This is a genomic window from Rhodococcus sp. 14-1411-2a (assembly GCF_002259485.1).
Lineage (GTDB): Bacteria > Actinomycetota > Actinomycetes > Mycobacteriales > Mycobacteriaceae > Rhodococcoides.
Map to the genome: position 1 here is coordinate 377764 of NZ_NPGA01000019.1, position 14759 is coordinate 392522.

Consider the following 14759-nt stretch of genomic DNA (forward strand, 5'->3'; position numbering starts at 1 on the left):
CGGGTGTTCGACAATCGGGGCCGAGTGCGCCGGTGGTTCCGGCTCGGATCCTCGAGTCGGATTCTCCGGAGTTCGACTGTAAGGCTTCGCCACGGTTCCGGCCGCGCCAGGTGCGCGCCGGAGATTCGAACTGGAGGTGTTCGAGTATGACGATCACGAAGGCATTCGATGCCGGAGTGCGGTCGCCGGTGTCGCGTCAGGCTCAGGTTCTGTTGGGTCGAGCGGATGCTCTGCTGTCCGAGTCCATCGGGGAGAGCAATGCCGGAGATCGATTTCTCGGCAGCTACGCCGCCGCACTGAAAGGCGCGGCAGCGGTACTCGCGTCGTTGCCGAACTCGATCGGAGCGCGTCCTCGTTCACGCAGCGCGTGGGTGTTGATGGCGAAGGCGGCACCGGAACTCGCAGTCTGGGCCGACTACTTCGCGTCCTTCTCGGCCACCCGGGCTGCAGTCGAGGCCGGTGCGTCGAGCACGATCGACGATCTCGATGCCGACGATTTCCAGCGGCACGTCGGTCGTTTTCTGAACTCCGTCGAGGATCGACTCGGCGGGCAGGGGCGTTTCGCGTCCGTCGACCCGATGACCGCACCCTTGTCGGCGTAGCTCACACAGCTGGACGTCAGCCGACAATCGCCACGTCATGCGGTGTTCGCACGGAGTTTTCGGCACGTGCGTCTCGAAAACTTCGGTGTTTCTCAGGAACACATCGACCGAGTAGGTGGTAAGCGGCCGATTCAGCTCGTATCATCGACAACAGGTAGCCGCCAAGGTCAGCTTCCCGTCGTTTCGTAACCGAAACGACCTTCAATATCTGTGCAGGGGGAGGTACCGTGCCACTCTCCGAGCACGAGCAGCGCATGCTCGATCAGATCGAGAGCGCTCTCTACGCCGAGGATCCCAAATTCGCGTCTCATGTGAGGGGCGGTCGCGTACGCGCGGCGTCGAGCAGGAGGCGCTTTCAGGCTGCCGCGCTGTTCGTAGTGGGACTCGTGTTGCTCGTCGCCGGTGTTGCATTGTCGACGAACAGTTTGGCTTTTCTCGTCGTCAGTCTCATCGGCTTTTTGTTGATGTTCGGTGCCGGGGCACTGTTCCTGTTCGGCGGTTCCAGCAAGGGAGCCGCAGCGTCGCAGGACGAAGGCAGCACAGCCAACGATGCTGCCGAGACCTCCGGGCGTTCTACCGGACAGAAATCGAAGGGTGGTCGCAAGGGCGGCAGCTTCACCTCTCGCATGGAAGATCGGTTCCGTAAGAGGTTCGAGCAGGACTGAATCGACCGGGTTACATCGAACCGGCTCGTCTCGACAACTTCACGCGTCGACGTAGAACAGCATCTCACCCTCGGGTGAGGTGCTGTTGTCGTTTTCTGCCCGCGAACAGACGCCGCAGAATTGCCTGCAGCCCTCCGCTCCGCGTCGAGGGCCGGCTCGAACACTCCCGTGCACGGGAGTTCTGGGATCCCTCCCCGACACTCCCCACTTTCACCCACATTCCCCACTTCTCCCCACCAAGGCCCCACTGAAGGGCTGAGATCTGCGTCCAACCGCCACACCCGACGTCGAGGTGCTGCTCAGACGGCTGCAGTGGTGGACCCAAGGGCCGTCGCTCCCGAATCGAACCGGCGATATCACCCGCGGCATCGCTGCCGAAGCAGCCGATCTTGTGCACGCTGAGCTGCATGAATGTCACTTTGGCCAAAGTTTTCCGGCGGCGGATGGTTCGAAGTGGGGGAGAGTGGGGTAAAGTGGTCCGCAGCGGAGAGTCGAGGCTGGAGGTGGCGAGTGTTTCTCGGTACCTACACGCCGAAGCTCGACGACAAGGGTCGACTCACGTTGCCGGCCAAGTTTCGGGACGCGCTTGCAGGAGGGGTCATGGTGAGCAAGGGGCAGGATTTCAGCCTCGCTGTCTACACCGCGGCCGACTTCGCGGAGCGCTCTCGGAAATTGACGGCGGCTTCTCGTGCCAACCCCAAAGCCCGTGCTTACGTTCGCCAGTTCTTCTCGGGAACCGACGAACAGCGGCCGGACGGACAGGGTCGAATCACCATCAGTCCCGAGCATCGCCGGTACGCGGGGCTCGAACGAAACTGCGTGGTGATCGGTTCGATGGACTTCATCGAGATCTGGAACGACGAAGCGTGGGCGCGCTACTCCGCCGAGAACGAACAGGATTTCTCCGACGCTTTCGACGAGTCCCTCGGAGGGATCTTGTAGCCCGAACCAGGTCGCCTGCGAGTGCAGCGAGGCCTCTGCCCGATCAGAACCCTGACGTTCTTCCCCAACGCCAGGTTTCGCAGATCAGGACCCTGACGTTCTTCCCCAACGCCAGGTTCCCTATCGGACAGGGACCTCGATGCATTCGCGTCGGCTTCGGTGGGCGACCCGCACGGCCCGGACCCGGGCGAGAAGTACGTACGCGCGACCGGGAGGAACCATGACGGAGGGCACCGGACCGGACGACATCGAGTCGTCCGCCGACCGACCCGACCGTCGATCCGCAGGCCCGCTCCACGTTCCGGTTCGACTCGAACGAGCCGACGAACTGCTCGGACCCGCACTCGGCTCCACCGGCGGTACTCGCGTCATGATCGACGCAACACTCGGCCTCGGTGGTCACGCCGAGCATTTCCTGCGGACCTACCCGCACCTGCACCTCATCGGACTCGACCGGGATCCCGATGCGCTCGAGCTGGCCGGAGCCCGTTTGGCTCCCTTTGCCGATCGAATTACGTTGGTGCACACGACCTACGACGGCATCGCCGAAGCGCTCGACGAGGCCGGTCTGCCTGCTGTCGGGTCCGTTCATGCGATTCTGTTCGATCTCGGAGTGTCGTCCATGCAGTTGGACGAGTCCGATCGCGGATTCGCCTACTCCGTGGACGCCCCGCTGGACATGCGAATGAATCCGACCGTGGGAATCACCGCCGCAGACGTCCTCAATACGTACTCGCACGGCGACATCGCACGGGTCCTCAGCACGTACGGCGAGGAACGGTTCGCCGGCAAGATCGCTTCCGCTGTACTGCGACGCCGAGAGCACACGCCGTTCACCACGAGTGGCCCGTTGGTCGAATTGCTCTATGCCGCAATTCCGGCCGCGACCCGGCGCACCGGCGGACACCCTGCCAAGCGCACCTTCCAGGCACTTCGCATCGAGGTCAACGGTGAACTGGATTCGTTGAAGGCGGCGGTACCTGCCGGGCTCGACGCATTGGCTGTCGGCGGCCGGGTCGTCGTCATGTCGTATCAATCGCTCGAAGACCGAGTTGTCAAGCAGGAGTTGGCACCTCGGATCAAGTCCCGCAGTCCCGAGGGGCTGCCGGTCGAGCTTCCAGGAATGGGTCCGGAGTTCCGGCTCCTGACCAGAGGTGCCGAGCGTGCCTCGGATTCAGAAATAGACGACAACCCACGTTCGGCTCCGGTGAGATTGCGCGCCGCCGAACGGATTGCAAGGAGAGCGGAATGACGGTTCCAGGCACAACCGTTGGAACACAACGCAATCGGGTTCCAGCACCGAGGAACAGGGTCGCTCCGCAGGCTCCACTCTCGCGACCCGAGCGTACGAGCAAGGGTGGTGGACGATCCGGCGCTGCACTTCGCGCATACGAGCGCAGGCAGCAGCGTGCGTCGATCCACACCTCGGATTCTGCGCGTCGTTCCGGGGCCGGTGCGCGGCCTTCGCTGAACGGAAGCGCTATCGCCGCGCGAATTCCGTTCGTCGCCTTGATCATCGGCCTGCTCGCCATCGGTCTCGGTCTGACGTTGCTCCTGACCACTCGGTCCGCAGGAGACTCCTACGATCTCAGCGCCGCCAAGGCTGTCAACGCCGAACTCGCTCAGGAGCGGGCGTCGTTGCAGCGTGATGTGGAGTTGGCGGAATCGGCTCCGGAGTTGGCGCGCAAGGCCGCCGAGCTCGGGATGGTCCCGGCGAAGAACTCCGCGCGTCTGATCGTCGCGCCGGACGGCGGTGTCCAGGTCGTCGGTACTCCGGCTCCGGCCGACGGTGCGCCGGTGGCGCCGCTCGATCCGGTACCGGCCGCGGCCGCGGGCGAGGGCACCGTCGCGAATCCGAGCACGCAGTCATCGCAGCAGCAGACGCCGCGAAGCGCGTCTCAGCCCAACCGAACCTCGGGCACGATCGACACCCGCGCCGCCACGCCGAGTACAAGCAATGGAGCTGGAAACACCGCGCTTGCTGAACAATTGGTTCCCATGAGCATCCCCTCGCTCGAAACACCTGCGGTCGAAGCCCCCGAGTCCACCGGCGAAGCATCGGGTGGCGGGCAGTGACCAGGCCGTCGCCTGCTCCACGCCGTCGGCCCCCGAGCCGAAAGCGTCTCGACTCGTCCACCTTTCGGTTCCGTCACGGCACCGGTCGCGTTCTGATGTATGTGGCGCTCGCCGTCGCGGCGGCACAGTTGCTGTGGATTCAGGGATTCGATGCGCCGAGGTTGTCGGCCGAGTCGGCGTCGCAACGCACCACAACTCTCGTCGATCCGGCGATGCGTGGATCCATCCTGGACCGCAACGGCAATCCGATCGCCTTCACGATGGAGGCCAAAGCGCTGACGTTCCAACCGGTTCGGGTTCGCAAGGAACTCGACGAGGCGAGGGCGAAGGACCCCACCGAGCCGGAGACCGAGCAGTACCTCGAGGACATCGCGGCCCGCATCCACAGCGATCTCGGCGATGTGATCAGCGAGAAGGACCTGCTCGCGAAGCTGAAGAGCAACGACGAATTCACCTACCTCGCCCGCGGTGTGGACGCCACCGTGGCGTCGAAGATCAGCAAGGATTTCAAGCAGGTCGGACTCGAGCGTCAGGACATCCGTGAGTACCCGGGCGGATCGCTGGCCGGGAACATCGTCGGTGCCACCGGATGGGACGGACACGGTCTGCTCGGTCTGGAGGATTCGCTCGACGCGACTCTGGCCGGAACCGACGGTTCGCAGACCTACGACCGCGGATCCGACGGTGCCGTCATTCCAGGAAGCTGGCGGGACAAGCAGCCGGCGGTCAACGGTTCGAGTGTCGAACTGACCATCGACGCAGATCTGCAGTACTACGTGCAACAGCAGGTGCAGTTGGCGAAGGACCTGTCGGGAGCGAAGAACGCCTCGGCGTACGTTCAGGATTCGCACACCGGCGAGGTGCTCGCCATGTCGAACGACAACACCTTCAACCCCGGTATCGGAGTCGGCAACAACGAGCGCACCAAGGAAATGGGCAATCTGCCCGTCACCACGCCGTTCGAGCCCGGTTCGGTGAACAAGATCATCACCGCGGCCGCAGCCATCGAGTACGGACTCACCACACCCGACGAGGTGTTGCAGGTACCGGGCAGCATCTTCATGTCCGGCGTGTCGGTCAAGGACGCATGGGACCACGGCGTCGTGCCGTACACGACGACCGGGGTGTTCGGTAAGTCCTCCAACGTCGGCACCCTCATGCTGGCGCAGCGCGTCGGTGAGGATCGCTACGCGGACATGCTCACCAAGTTCGGCCTCGGCCAACGCAGCGACGTCGGTCTGCCCGGCGAGAGCGCGGGAAATGTTCCGAGCCGTGATCAGTGGTCGGGTGGAACGTTCGCCAACCTCCCCATCGGTCAGGGCCTGTCCATGACGTTGTTGCAGATGACCGGGATGTATCAGGCCATCGCCAACGACGGGGTTCGCATCCCGCCGCGGATCGTCGAAGCGACAGTGGACGCCAACGGTCAGCGAACCGAGACCCAGCAGCCCGACGGGGTGTACGTGGTCAGTCCCGACACCGCGAAGACCGTCCGCAACATGTTCCGATCCGTCACCCAGGACGACACCGGGAACCAGCGCGGTACCGGCGTGGCCGCGGGGGTCGAGGGATACCAGATCAGCGGCAAGACAGGTACAGCTCAGCAGGTCGATCCCGAGTGCAAGTGCTACTCGAACTCGAACTACTGGATCACGTTCGCCGGCATCGCGCCTGCCGACGATCCCCGCTACGTGATCGGGATCATGCTCGACGCCCCGACCCGCAGCGCCGACGGTTCGGGCGGCCAGTCGGCAGCACCGCTGTTCCACAACATCGCCAGCTGGATGCTGCAGCGCGACAGCGTGCCGATGTCCGCGGACCCCGGACCCAAGCTGGTTCTGCAGGCGGACTGAGATCCCGACCCGCCGGTCCTCGTAGTCGGGGCGGCGACATCACGATCCCGGACGCCGGTAATCTGACACATCGGCTCGGGCGTCTTCGTTCGTCTGCCGCCGCGGCGTGATCGAGCCGCGGCAGGCGCGTGGCCGGCAGTAGAGAGGAAGGGAGCAGGAGTGACTGTGTCATCGGATTCACACCCGGCTCCGGGTTCACGTCCGGCGCATCCACCGCACACCGAAGTACGGGAGGTGGCGTCCGCGGTCGGTGCAACGATCGGCGAGGCCGATCCCGCCGGTGTGAGCGTGACCGGTATCGATCTGCGTGCACAGTCCGTTCTTTCCGGCGATCTCTTCGCCGCACTGCCCGGATCGTCTCGACACGGTGCCGAGTTCGTCGCCGACGCAGTCGAGCGGGGTGCCGTGGCGGTGTTCACCGATCCGGCCGGACTCGAGATCGTGCGGAGAGCGCTCGCAGGCACGGGTCGACAGGTTCCGGTTCTGGTGCACGAGCGTCCGCGCCAGGTGTTGGGTGCTGTCTCCGCTCTCGTGTACGGCAACCCGTCGTCGAAGATGACCGTCATCGGTATCACCGGTACCTCGGGGAAGACGACGACGTCGTATCTGCTCGAAGCCGGCCTGACTGCTGCAGGTCGTCGATGCGGTCTGATCGGCACCATCGAGACACGTGTTCTGGGCCGGCATGTACCGAGCGCGCTCACCACGCCCGAGGCCCCGCAACTGCACGCGCTCTTCGCCGTCATGCTCGAAGAGGGTGTCGACACTGTGGTGATGGAGGTGTCCTCCCACGCGTTGTCCCTCGGCCGGGTCGACGGCACCTGCTTCGCGATCGGTGCGTTCACCAATCTCTCCCAGGATCACCTCGATTTTCACGACTCTCTCGAGGACTACTTCTCGGCCAAGAGTCGGTTGTTCGCGGCCGACTCGGCGGTTCGTGCCGACACCGCCGTCGTCTGTGTCGACGACGCGTGGGGCGTGCGGATGGCCGACATCGCTCGATCGGCCGGGTCGGCCGTGGTGACGGCGTCGACCGGTGCCGATTCGCAGTGGACGGTCTCGGATTGGGCCAAGCACGACGACGGCACCCAGTCGTTCACGGTCGCCGATCCGCAGGGTGCGTCGCTGCCGGTCTCGGTTCGGTTGCCGGGTCGCTACAACGTCGCGAACACCGTGCTGGCGTTGGCGACCTGCGCGGCGGCCGGGGCCGACGTGCGCAAGGCCGTGACCGGGGTCGCGACGGTCGACGTGCCGGGCCGCGTGCAGCGGATCGACCGTGGACAGAACTTCCTGGCGGTGGTCGATTACGCGCACAAGCCTGCCGCCGTCGAGGCCGTGCTGGCGACGTTGCGCGAATCCTCGCGCGGACGAATCGCGGTGGTGCTCGGAGCAGGTGGCGACCGCGACACCGCGAAGCGTCCGCTGATGGGTGCCGCCGGAGCGCGCGGCGCAGAGCTCCTGGTGGTGACCGACGACAACCCGCGCAGCGAGGATCCGGCCATCATTCGGCAGGCCGTCGAGGACGGCGCATTGTCGGTGCCGGACGAGGCCCGCGGTGAAGTACGAAACGTGGCAGGCCGCGCGGCGGCGATCGAACAGGCCGTGGCGTGGGCACGCGAAGGGGATGTTGTGTTGATCGCAGGTAAAGGGCACGAGACCGGACAAGAGGTAGCGGGTGTGAAGCATCCGTTCGACGATCGAGTGATACTCGCCTCGGCCATCGATGCGCGTCGGGTCGGCACGAGCGCGGGCGTACGGTGATCCCCCTCTCGATCGACCGCATCGCCGAGATCGTCGGAGGCACGGTGCACGATGTGCCGGATCCGTCGGTCGTGGTGCCAGGACCGGTGGAGTTCGACTCCCGCAAGGTCACCCCCGGCAGCATCTTCCTCGCCCTACCCGGTGCGAAGGTGGACGGTCACGACCATGCCGCCGCCGCGGTTGCCGCAGGTGCGGCGCTGGTACTGGCCGCGCGTCCGGTGGGCGTACCGGCCGTGGTCGTCAGTCCGGTCCCGCACGAGAGCCGCGCGATGGCACTCGAGAACGACCCGGACGGCTCCGGTTCGGCAGTGCTGTCCGCGCTCGGCGCTCTGGCCCGGGCCTCGGTGCTCGAGTTGACGGCCCAGCACGGCCTGACCGTCGTCGGTGTGACGGGATCCTCCGGGAAGACCTCCACCAAGGACCTGATCTCTGCGGTCCTCGAGCCTCTGGGCTCGGTGGTGGCACCGCCCGGATCGTTCAACAACGAATTGGGACATCCGTGGACGGCGCTGCGAGCGGATGCCGACACCGATTTCCTCTGTCTGGAGTTGTCCGCCCGAGGAATCGGCCACATCGCCGAACTCGCCACGCTCGCACCGCCCCGGATCGGGGTGGTCCTGAACGTCGGAACCGCGCACCTGGGCGAGTTCGGCTCGCGCGCGGCCATCGCGCTGGCGAAGGGCGAGCTCGTCGAGGCGCTGCCGAGTGCCGCCGACGGGGGAGTGGCGATCCTCAACATCGACGATCGCCTCGTCGCCGAAATGGTCACGCGTACAACGGCTGCCGTCGTCACGGTCGGGCGCAACGCAGATGCCGACATCAGAGCCCTCGACGTGCAGGTCGACACCGACGCCCGGGCGTCGTTCACGCTCGAATGCGCAGCGGGTTCGGTACCGATCACCCTGGCGGTGCACGGTGAGCATCAGGTCGGCAACGCCCTCGCGGCAGCGGCCGTCGCCCTCGAGTGCGGAGCAACGCTGACGCAGGTTGCCGAGGCGCTCGGGGCCGCCGCACCGACGTCGATCAGGCGGATGGACGTGCGCACCCGCGCCGACGGCGTCACCGTCGTCAACGACTCGTACAACGCCAACCCCGATTCGATGCGCGCCGCACTCAAGGCACTGGTGTCGATGTCGCGTCGCGACGACGGGCCGAAGCGCCGCAGTTGGGCGGTGCTGGGAGAGATGGGCGAGCTGGGTTCGGACTCGGTGGTCGAGCACGACGCGATCGGCCGCCTCGCCGTCCGCCTCGATGTCGACCGTCTGATCATCGTCGACTCCGGCCGTCCCACCCGGGCGTTGCACCAGGGTGCCGTCATGGAGGGTTCGTGGGGCGAGGAATCGATGCTGGTGCCCGACCGTGAAACGGCGATCGCAGTACTGCACGAGGAAGTGCGTCCCGGCGACATCGTGCTGGTGAAGGCCTCGCAGTCCGGGGCGATGTGGACCGTCGCAGACGCCCTGCTGGCCGATGCGTCGAGCGCCACCGCGGAGGGTGAGCAGTGAGGCAGATCCTCTTCGCCGGAGGCATCGCGCTCGCGGTCGCGATCCTCCTGACCCCGGTGCTGATCAAGACCTTCTCGAAACAGGGCTTCGGCCAGGAGATTCGAGTGGAGGGCCCGGCGAGTCACCAGTCCAAGCGGGGCACACCGACAATGGGCGGCGTCGCAATTCTGGTCGGCATCTGGGCCGGCTACTGGGGCTCGCACCTGATCGGTATCGGCTACGACGCAGACGGTCCGTCGGCCTCGGCCCTGCTCGTCCTCGGCCTGACCACGGTGCTCGGTCTCGTCGGCTTTCTCGACGACTTCATCAAGATCCGCAAGCAGCGCAACCTGGGTCTGAACGCCACCGGTAAGTACGTCGGTCAGATAACGGCAGCCGTGCTGTTCGCGATCCTGGTGTTGCAGTTCCGCAGCGAGAGTGGGCTCACTCCTGGCAGCACCCAACTGTCGTACGTGCGCGACATCGCGACCTGGTCGATGTCCGCGGTGGTCTTCGTGTTCTTCGTCTGCCTGCTCGTGATCGCATGGTCCAACTCGGTCAACCTCACCGACGGCCTGGACGGCCTCGCAGCCGGGTCGATGACACTGGTGCTCGGTGCCTACACCGTCATCACCTTCTGGCAGTACCGCCAGGCGTGCGCAGGCCCCGCAGGGCCTGCCCCCGGCTGCTACGACGTCCGAGATCCCCTCGACCTGGCTCTGGTCTGCGCTTCGGCAGCGGGAGCCTGCATCGGCTTCCTGTGGTGGAACGCCGCGCCTGCCAAGATCTTCATGGGCGACACCGGATCCCTGGCCCTCGGCGGTCTGATCGCGGGCCTGTCGGTGGTGACCAAGACCGAACTGATCATGGTGGTCATCGGTGCGCTGTTCGTCGCCGAGGCCGCATCGGTCGTCATCCAGGTCGCGGTGTTCCGATCCAGTCGCCGACGCGTGTTCCGCATGGCACCGTTCCATCATCACTTCGAGTTGGCCGGATGGGCCGAGACGACGGTGATCATCCGGTTCTGGTTGCTGGCCGCCATCGCGTCGGCCGTCGGACTCGCCCTGTTCTACAGCGAGTATCTCGCTGCTGTCGGCGGATAGGGCATGGCCGAATCTCCGCACGACGCTAGGAACGACCTGACCTGGTTGCGCGGCAGTTCGGTGCTGGTCACCGGTGCCCGCATCTCGGGACTGGCCGTCGTGCAACCGTTGCTCGATCTCGGTGCCGTCGTCACCGTCACCGACTCGAATCGTGCCGCGCTGGACGAGGCGTCGAACTCCGGTGCTGCCGTGGTGCTGCAGGACGACCTGCTCGTCGATCCGGCGGCGCTCGCCGCGTTTTCGCTGGTCGTCACCAGCCCCGGCTTTCGTCCCGACTCTCCGGTGTTGGCCGCTGCCACGGAGCAGGGCATTCCGGTGTGGGGCGATGTCGAGTTGTCCTGGCACGTGGACCGGGCCGAGCTGTACGGACCCCGAACTCGCTGGCTGGTGGTCACCGGCACCAACGGAAAGACGACCACCACCTCGATGCTGGCGTCGATACTCGACGCCGCGGGCATCGCATCGGTGGCCTGCGGCAACATCGGACTCCCCATCGCCGACGCGTTGCGCGGTACCCCGCATCCGAGTGTGCTCGCCGTGGAGTTGTCGTCGTTCCAGTTGTTCTGGGCTCCGTCGGTGCGTCCGGCGGCGGGGGTGGTGCTCAACATCGCCGAGGACCATCTCGACTGGCACGGCGGTATGGACGGATATGTCCAGGCCAAGGCTCGTGCGTTGAGTGGCGATGTCGCGGTGGTCGGTCTCGACGACTCGAGGGCGGCGAGTCTCGCTGCCGGATCGCCCGCAGCCACCGTCGTCGGGTTTCGGTTGGGTGAGCCGGCCTCGGGTGAGCTGGGAGTGCGGGCAGGGATGCTCGTGGACGACGCCTTCGGTGCGAACGTCGAGTTTCTCGCTGCGGAGGACGTGGAGCCGAGCGGCCCGTCCGGCATTCTCGATGCGCTCGCGGCAGGCGCGCTGGCTCGTTCGATCGGGGTGGAGGCCGACGCTGTTCGGGTGGGGCTGCAGACCTATCGGGTGGGTCCGCATCGTGCGGCGGTGGTGCGCGAGCTCGGCGGGGTGACGTTCATCGACGACTCGAAGGCGACCAACCCGCACGCCGCTCGCTCCTCGATCTCGGCGCACGATCGCGTCGTGTGGATCGCGGGTGGGTTGCTGAAGGGTGCGGTGATCGACGATCTGGTGGTCGAGATCGCCGATCGTCTCGTGGCTGCGGTCGTTCTCGGGCGCGATGGGATGCAGATCGCAGAGGCTTTGGCGCGACACGCGCCCGATGTTCCGGTCGTCAGGCTCCCTTCGGGAGACGATGCTGGTGTGACTCATGGTGCTGAAGATGCTGATGCGGTGATGCGGGCGGTCGTGGCCCATGCGGCCGAACTCGCCGCGCCGGGGGATACGGTCCTGCTGGCCCCGGCCGCCGCGTCACTGGACATGTTCGCCGACTACGGCCACCGCGGCCGCAGCTTCGCCGAGTCGGTCCAGCGCCTCGAGGCCACCGACATCGGATCGTCGCGATCGTGACTGCCGCCGGTCATCCGCCGCGTCCACCTCGCCGCACCGCCGCTCCACGCACCCGAATCGGCCTGTGGTTCGGCCGACCGCTCGCGTCCTTCCACCTCGTCGTCACGATCGCGGTACTGCTCACGGTGTTGGGCCTGGTGATGGTGCTGTCGGCGTCGTCCGCCGAGTCCTTCGCAGCCGATGAGTCCGGGTACGCGCTCTTCACCCAGCAGCTGATCGGTGTCGCGCTGGGAGTCGTGGCGTTCTACGTCGCTCTCCGGCTGCCGGTTCGCTACCTCAGGAAGCTGTCGTTTCCGCTGTTCCTGGTTTCGATCACCATGTTGATGTTGGTGCTCATTCCCGGAATCGGTGCCGAACGCCAAGGTGCGCGCCGCTGGTTCGACTTCGGCGTCGTGTCCTTCCAGCCGTCCGAGCTGGCCAAGGTCGCGCTGGTTCTGTGGGGCGCACACCTGTTGGCCTCGCGGCGCAGCGAGCACGGCAACATCAAATCGCTGCTGGTGCCGCTGTTGCCTGCAGGTCTGCTGATGTGTCTGCTCGTCGTGCTGCAGCCGAACCTCAGTACCGCCATCGCCCTGGGCATCATCCTGGTGGCGCTGCTGTGGTTCGCCGGCCTCAACGCTCGGCTGTTCGGTGCGGTGCTGATGACCGGTCTGGCGTTGGCGACCGTGCTCGCGTTCACCGCCGGTTACCGATCCAATCGCGTCAAGGCCTGGCTCAACCCGGGTGAGGACACCCAGGGCCTGTCATATCAGTCCACCCAGGCGAAATACTCTCTCGCCGACGGCGGAATGTTCGGTCGCGGGCTCGGGCAGAGCCGCGCGAAGTGGAGCTACCTGCCCAACGCGCACAACGACTTCATCTTCGCCATCATCGGCGAGGAACTCGGAATGATCGGCTGCCTCGCAGTCATCGGATTGTTCGGCCTCTTCGTCTACACCGGCCTGCGCATCGCCATGCGTTCGGTCGATCCGTTCCTGCGGCTGTTGACCGCAGGTGCCACGTGCTGGGTGTTCGGCCAGGCCATGATCAACATCGGCTACGTCGTCGGGTTGCTGCCGGTGACCGGTCTGCAGCTGCCCCTGGTGTCCTACGGTGGCACCTCGACCGCGATCACGCTGCTGATGTTCGGCATCATCGCGAGCGCCGCCCGCCACGAACCCGAGGCGATCGCGGCCCTGCACGCAGGGCAGGAGGGCCGAATCGCGCGAGCTCTGAAGCTGCCGCTGCCCGCCGTGTTCTCGCCCAAGCGAGCCGCGATGGCGCGCTCGAAGTCCACTCGCCCCACACTGGCGGCGCAGGATCGCAAACGCCTAGAGTCCCGTAAGGGCAAGGGCAGTGACGCACGGACAGCGCGGGCTGCCGAGCCCGGCCGTGCCCGCACGCGCGTCTCCAGTTCCCGGACCGACGCGATGTCGCCCACATCGGCTGCGTACCGGAGCGACGCTCCCCGCGGTAACGCCCGCGGCAACCCCCGTCGAAGCGATCCGGTCCGGCGAGAGCCCGCCGCAGGATCGCGATCGGCATACCGTCCGCGGCCGGAACCACAACCCGGTCGCCCTCCCGTCCGCTCGGGTGAGCGAGGATATCGACGGTGAAGCAGACATCTCGACCGATTTCCGTAGTGGTTGCCGGGGGCGGAACGGCCGGGCACATCGAGCCTGCGCTCGCTGTGGCCGACGCCTTGCGTGTCCTCGACCCCACCGTCACCGTCACCGCTCTCGGCAGCAGCCGGGGCCTCGAGACGACTCTCGTCCCGGCTCGCGGGTACGCACTCGAGCTCATTCCGCCCGTTCCGCTGCCTCGTAAGCCCACCGTCGACCTGCTCAAGTTGCCGCTGCGCGTCGTGCGATCGGTGCGCCGCACCCGAGAGATCTTCGCGGCCGTCGAGGCGGACGTGCTCGTCGGATTCGGCGGCTATGTCGCGTTACCGGCCTATCTCGCGGCCCGCGGTCGACTGTTCGGCCGTGGTGGCCGAATTCCCGTGGTCATCCACGAGGCCAACGCACGAGCGGGTATCGCCAACAAGGTCGGTGCCCGCTCGGCCGAGCGGGTACTCGCCGCGGTCGCGGGCTCGGGGATCGCCGCGCGCGGTGCTGCCGACGCCGACGTGATCGGAATTCCCGTGCGTCCCACCATCACCGGACTCGACCGGGCTGCCTTCCGCGTGGAGGCTCGCGCGCACTTCGGCCTGCCCGAGAACGGCCCGGTGCTGCTGGTGTTCGGCGGCTCACAGGGGGCCCGATCGCTCAACGACGCGGTGTCCGGAGCCTCGGCGGCTCTCGCCGATGCGGGAATCTCGGTTCTGCACGCCCACGGTCCGAAGAACTCGCTCGATGTCGAGCAGCGCAATCCGGCCGCGCCGTACGTCGCGCGCGCCTACATCGACCGGATGGATCTGGCGTATGCGGCCGCGGACCTCGCGATCTGTCGCTCCGGTGCCATGACGGTCGCCGAGGTTTCCGCGACCGGTCTGCCTGCCGTCTACGTGCCCCTGCCGCACGGCAACGGCGAGCAGGAACTCAACGCCCGTCCTGTGGTCGACGCCGGAGGTGGCATCCTGGTAGCCGATGCGACACTGACCGAGCAGTACGTGAGCGAGACAGTGGTCGCGCTGCTGGCCGACACCGAACGAATCGCCACCATGTCTCGTGCCGCCGCCGGTGCCGGGCACAAGGACGCAGCAGCTGCCGTCGCGCAGATCGTGCTCGATACCGCGCACGCGTCGCGGCGCTGAGCTGGGCGGCGTCGCGCATGAGAAGAGAACGAGGGAGACGTCCGCGTGACAACTGAGGGTGCG

At 66.4% G+C, this 14759-nt stretch carries 12 protein-coding genes; all 12 read left to right on the plus strand.

What is annotated here, in order from left to right; translation table 11 throughout:
* Window positions 1-146 precede the first annotated feature (146 nt).
* The 12 genes from CH291_RS20455 to murG all read left to right on the plus strand — a co-directional run bounded on the left by CH291_RS20455 (window position 147) and on the right by murG (window position 14696).
* Entirely contained in the window at window positions 147-602 is a 456-nt protein-coding gene (locus CH291_RS20455) for an SAV_6107 family HEPN domain-containing protein (protein WP_068051989.1), read from the plus strand.
* A gap of 227 nt (window positions 603-829) precedes the next feature.
* On the plus strand, window positions 830-1267 hold the full coding sequence (locus CH291_RS20460; RefSeq protein WP_068051986.1) for a DUF3040 domain-containing protein: 438 nt from the start codon (window positions 830-832) through the stop codon (window positions 1265-1267).
* Between the two features lie 510 nt (window positions 1268-1777).
* The gene (gene mraZ / locus CH291_RS20470; protein WP_027497352.1) at window positions 1778-2209 is read left to right on the plus strand and encodes a division/cell wall cluster transcriptional repressor MraZ; all 432 of its coding nucleotides are present in this window, start codon (window positions 1778-1780) and stop codon (window positions 2207-2209) included.
* A gap of 220 nt (window positions 2210-2429) precedes the next feature.
* On the plus strand, window positions 2430-3461 hold the full coding sequence (rsmH, locus tag CH291_RS20475) for a 16S rRNA (cytosine(1402)-N(4))-methyltransferase RsmH (RefSeq protein ID WP_256980919.1): 1032 nt from the start codon (window positions 2430-2432) through the stop codon (window positions 3459-3461).
* Window positions 3458-4285, plus strand: coding sequence for a hypothetical protein (locus CH291_RS20480; RefSeq protein WP_256980920.1), 828 nt, complete (start codon window positions 3458-3460; stop codon window positions 4283-4285). The genes rsmH and CH291_RS20480 overlap by 4 nt, the downstream gene beginning before the upstream one ends.
* Window positions 4282-6138 (plus strand): peptidoglycan D,D-transpeptidase FtsI family protein, encoded by a 1857-nt coding sequence (locus tag CH291_RS20485; protein ID WP_068051974.1) that lies wholly within the window; start codon window positions 4282-4284, stop codon window positions 6136-6138. Before CH291_RS20480 ends, CH291_RS20485 begins: the two co-directional genes overlap by 4 nt.
* A gap of 159 nt (window positions 6139-6297) precedes the next feature.
* Window positions 6298-7899 (plus strand): UDP-N-acetylmuramoyl-L-alanyl-D-glutamate--2,6-diaminopimelate ligase, encoded by a 1602-nt coding sequence (locus tag CH291_RS20490; protein WP_094688474.1) that lies wholly within the window; start codon window positions 6298-6300, stop codon window positions 7897-7899.
* Window positions 7896-9404 (plus strand): UDP-N-acetylmuramoyl-tripeptide--D-alanyl-D-alanine ligase, encoded by a 1509-nt coding sequence (locus tag CH291_RS20495; RefSeq protein ID WP_094688475.1) that lies wholly within the window; start codon window positions 7896-7898, stop codon window positions 9402-9404. Before CH291_RS20490 ends, CH291_RS20495 begins: the two co-directional genes overlap by 4 nt.
* Window positions 9401-10486: a phospho-N-acetylmuramoyl-pentapeptide-transferase gene (gene mraY, locus CH291_RS20500; protein ID WP_032394385.1), complete on the plus strand. Its 1086-nt coding sequence runs from the start codon at window positions 9401-9403 to the stop codon at window positions 10484-10486. Before CH291_RS20495 ends, mraY begins: the two co-directional genes overlap by 4 nt.
* Window positions 10487-10489: 3 nt before the next feature.
* The gene (murD, locus tag CH291_RS20505; protein ID WP_094688476.1) at window positions 10490-11962 is read left to right on the plus strand and encodes a UDP-N-acetylmuramoyl-L-alanine--D-glutamate ligase; all 1473 of its coding nucleotides are present in this window, start codon (window positions 10490-10492) and stop codon (window positions 11960-11962) included.
* Window positions 11959-13557 (plus strand): putative lipid II flippase FtsW, encoded by a 1599-nt coding sequence (gene ftsW, locus CH291_RS20510; RefSeq protein ID WP_068051961.1) that lies wholly within the window; start codon window positions 11959-11961, stop codon window positions 13555-13557. Before murD ends, ftsW begins: the two co-directional genes overlap by 4 nt.
* Window positions 13554-14696, plus strand: coding sequence for an undecaprenyldiphospho-muramoylpentapeptide beta-N-acetylglucosaminyltransferase (gene murG / locus CH291_RS20515; RefSeq protein ID WP_218829049.1), 1143 nt, complete (start codon window positions 13554-13556; stop codon window positions 14694-14696). The genes ftsW and murG overlap by 4 nt, the downstream gene beginning before the upstream one ends.
* Window positions 14697-14759 lie beyond the last annotated feature (63 nt).